This is a genomic window from Massilia sp. AB1, from assembly GCF_018119385.1.
GTDB lineage: Bacteria > Pseudomonadota > Gammaproteobacteria > Burkholderiales > Burkholderiaceae_D > Telluria.
In genome coordinates, this window is sequence record NZ_JAGKSG010000093.1 from 1 (window position 1) to 3575 (window position 3575).

3 protein-coding genes and 1 pseudogene are annotated in these 3575 nt (G+C 69.9%); all 4 read left to right on the forward strand.

Translation table 11 applies throughout. The features are described from left to right. Positions 1 to 254, forward strand: a pseudogene (locus tag J8847_RS23850) (hypothetical protein); the annotation flags it as partial. 109 nt (positions 255 to 363) lie between these two features. Then, positions 364 to 969 carry an LON peptidase substrate-binding domain-containing protein gene (locus J8847_RS23855; RefSeq protein WP_229513184.1) on the forward strand — a complete coding sequence of 202 codons (606 nt, stop codon included), beginning with the start codon at positions 364 to 366 and terminating at the stop codon, positions 967 to 969. A gap of 27 nt (positions 970 to 996) precedes the next feature. Then, complete coding sequence (locus J8847_RS23860) at positions 997 to 1737, forward strand: hypothetical protein (RefSeq protein WP_211527176.1); 741 nt, start codon at positions 997 to 999, stop codon at positions 1735 to 1737. Positions 1738 to 2006: 269 nt separating this feature from the next. Then, complete coding sequence (locus J8847_RS23865; protein WP_229513186.1) at positions 2007 to 3497, forward strand: DEAD/DEAH box helicase; 1491 nt, start codon at positions 2007 to 2009, stop codon at positions 3495 to 3497. Positions 3498 to 3575 lie beyond the last annotated feature (78 nt).

Consider the following 3575-nt stretch of genomic DNA (forward strand, 5'->3'; position numbering starts at 1 on the left):
ACGTGCTGCTGCTGCGCAACCGCGACAGCGCGCCGCTGGCCTTCGGCCCGGTCGACGTCGCGCCCGGACGCGAGTTCCGCCTGCCTTTCGAGGAAGAGGGCGAGTTCGTGTTCGCCTGTCCGGCGGTGGCCGGCGGCAGCGTGCGGGTGCGGGTGCTGGCCTCGCCCGATCCGGGCTGGAAGCGCCTGCGCTGGCGCCTGGACAACCTGGTCCAGGCGGTGCGCTACCTGCCGCTGCGCGCCCCCGAAACCTGAGGGCCGGGGGCGGCGGAAATATGCATGCCGGCGCCCCCCAAATGAGGACCGAATCGTGCACCCGTCCCGCTCCCGATTCTGTCATCATGGGAGTATGTCGACGATTTCCATGCCACTGTTCCCGCTCAGTACGGTGCTGTTTCCGGACGGGGTGCTGCCGCTGCAGGTGTTCGAGGTCCGCTACCTCGACATGATCAGCCGCTGCCTGCTCGACGAGACGCCGTTCGGGGTGGTGCTGCTGACCCAGGGCCACGAAGTGCGGCGGCCCGGGGCGGAACAGGAGCGCTTCGTCGCCGCCGGCACCGTGGCCTCGGTCACCGAGACCACGGCCACCACGCCGGGCCTGCTGCAGGTGCTGTGCCGCGGCGGCTCGCGCTTTTCCGTCGTCACCGCCGAACAGCGCATCAACGGGCTGTGGATGGCCGAGGCCGAACTGGTCGAAGACGACCATGAAGTCCCGGTGCCGTCCGAACTGCAGGGCGCGGCCGACGCGCTCGACCGCGTGCTGGCTTCCCTGCACGACGTACCCCAGCACCGCTGGCCGGTGCAGCCGCCGTTCCGGCTCGAGGATTGCGGCTGGGTGGCGAACCGCTGGTGCGAACTGCTGCCGCTGCCCAACCAGCAGAAGCACCAGATGCTCATGCTCGACAACCCCGTCATCCGGCTGGAGCTGCTGCATGACGTGCTCGACGAGCATGGATTGATCACTTCCTAGATGTCTTCATACGGGTAGCGCGCTGGCATGAAATTCTCGGACGATCTTCTCATCGCGTACATCAATGGTGAACTCGCCGAACCGGCGCGCGCCGCGGTCGAACGCGCCATGGGCGCCGACCCGGTGCTGGCGGCGCGCGTCGCCCAGCACCGGGCGCGCCACAGCCGGGTGATCGGCGTTTCGGCCAACGGCCACGACGGCTCCAGCCAGCCGCAGCGCCATGTGCCGCCCGGCGGGGCCAAGGTGGTGCACCTGGACGCCCTGCGTCCGGGCCGCACCGTGCCGCACCCGCCGCCCGGCCATGGCGCCTGGACCCGGCGCCACTGGGCGGCCGTGGTCGGCGCCCTGGCCACCGGCATCCTGGTCGGCGGCCTCGGCTGGCGCAGCCTGGGCGACAACCCGGGCATGGTGACCCTGGTCGACAGCGAAGGCGCGCTGGTGGCGCGCGGCAAGCTGCTGGACGCCCTGAGCCAGCAGCTGGCCAGCCCGGGGCCTTCCGAGAACGGGGTGCGCATCGGCGTGACCTTCATCGCCAGGGACGGCGCCTATTGCCGCAGCTTCGTGGTCGACACCACGGCCGGCCTGGCCTGCCGCAGCGGCGGACGCTGGACCATCCCGGTGCTGGCCGAAGGACAGGCCGGCGCCGCCTACCTGGACGGCAGTGTGCTGCCGCAGGCGGTGCAGGACGCCATCGAGCAGCGCAGCGCGGGCGCCACCCTCGATCCGGTGGCCGAGCGCGCGGCCCAGCAGCGCGGCTGGAAGCCCTGATGGTTTCCGTTGACAAACTGTTCAGAAAACAGGACGGCATATACAGGGGTGACGATTTCAGGTATCGTGTCACCCGCTAAAAGTGCCTCTACGTTCGCGTATCTGGTGCGTTGTCCGAAGAAAACTGCCGGATGACGAAGTCCGGACCGTGCGTCACCCGGCGGCGCCGCCCAGCGGCCAACGCCGTTTCCCATCCGGAGCTTGATTCGCGCGTGCCGACTGCCAGCAGCCGGAGCCGTAGAGCTAACCAATGAATGCCCGAAAAGAACATGTCTGACACACCGAACAATAATGAAGTCGCAGTGGCTCCCGTGAGCGCCGCGGCCGAGCAGCCGCCTGTGCGCTTCGCCGATTTCGGCCTGGCGCCGGACATCCTGCGCGCGCTCTCGGACCAGGGCTACGTCCATCCGACCCCGATCCAGGCCCAGGCGATCCCCGTGGTGCTGAAGGGCCGCGACGTCATGGGCGCGGCCCAGACCGGCACCGGCAAGACCGCCGGCTTCTCGCTCCCCATCATCCAGCTCCTGATGGAGCACGCCAACAGCAGCATGTCGCCGGCGCGCCACCCGGTCCGCGCCCTGGTGCTGACCCCGACCCGCGAACTGGCGGTGCAGGTGGCCGACAACGTGGCCGCCTATTCGCGCCACACCCCGCTGCGCTCGACCGTGGTGTTCGGCGGCATGGACATGAAGCCGCAAACCGAGACCCTGCGCCGCGGCGTCGAGATCGTGATCGCCACCCCGGGCCGCCTGCTCGACCACGTCGAGCAGAAGAACATCAGCCTGGCCCAGGTGCAGATGCTGGTCATGGACGAAGCCGACCGCATGCTCGACATGGGCTTCCTGCCCGACTTGCAGCGCATCATCAACCTGCTGCCGAAGAAGCGCCAGAACCTGATGTTCTCGGCCACCTTCTCGCCGGAAATCAAGAAGCTGGCCAACACCTTCCTGACCGACCCGGTCACGATCGAGGTCGCGCGCAGCAACGCCACCGCCGACAAGGTGACCCAGGTGGTCTACAAGGTCGACGAAGAGCTCAAGCGCGACGTGGTCGAGCACCTGATCCGCCAGCGCGAGCTGAAGCAGGTGATCGTGTTCTCGAACACCAAGATCGGCGCCTCGCGCCTGTCGCGCCACCTCGAGCAGCGCGGCATCAAGGCCTCGGCCATCCACGGCGACAAGACCCAGCAGGAGCGCATGGCCGCCCTCGACGCCTTCAAGAAGGGCGAGGTCGAGGTGCTGGTGGCGACCGACGTGGCCGCGCGCGGCCTGGACATCTCGGACCTGCCTTGCGTCATCAACTTCGACCTTCCCTACAACGCCGAGGACTACGTGCACCGCATCGGCCGCACCGGCCGCGCCGGCGCCTCGGGCGATGCGCTGTCGGTGTACTCGGACAAGGACGAGCGCCTGCTGGCCGACATCGAGAAGCTGATCAAGCAGACCATCCCGCGCGGCGCGCTGGACGGCTTCGCACCGCCCTCGGCGCGCGCCCGCGACAGCGAGCGCCGCGGCCGCCGCGGCGACGAGTTCACGCCTGCGGCTGCGCACGGCGCCCCTTCGGGTTCGTATGGCGCGCGTCCCCCGCGCGCCGGCGGCATGGGCCCGGGCCCGCGCCGCGAGAAGGTCGATCCCTGGTTCCTCAAGCCCTACGAGCCGAGCAGCGCGCCGCGCAAGGATGCCGTGGCGGCGCCGTCGGCCCAGGCCAAGCCCGCCAAGCAGAAGCTGGCCTTCCTGCTGGGCGGCGTGCCGAAGCAGTGATCGGGGTGGAATGAACGAAAGGGGCGGGGGGGGGGGGGGGGCCCCCCCGGGGGGGTGGGGGGGGGGGGGCGGGCCGGG

Coding starts and splice junctions, on each gene's coding strand:
- J8847_RS23855 (WP_229513184.1), top strand. CDS start 364: ATGCCACTGTTCCCGCTCAGTACGGTGCTGTTTCCGGACGGGGTGCTG.
- J8847_RS23860 (WP_211527176.1), top strand. CDS start 997: ATGAAATTCTCGGACGATCTTCTCATCGCGTACATCAATGGTGAACTC.
- J8847_RS23865 (WP_229513186.1), top strand. CDS start 2,007: ATGTCTGACACACCGAACAATAATGAAGTCGCAGTGGCTCCCGTGAGC.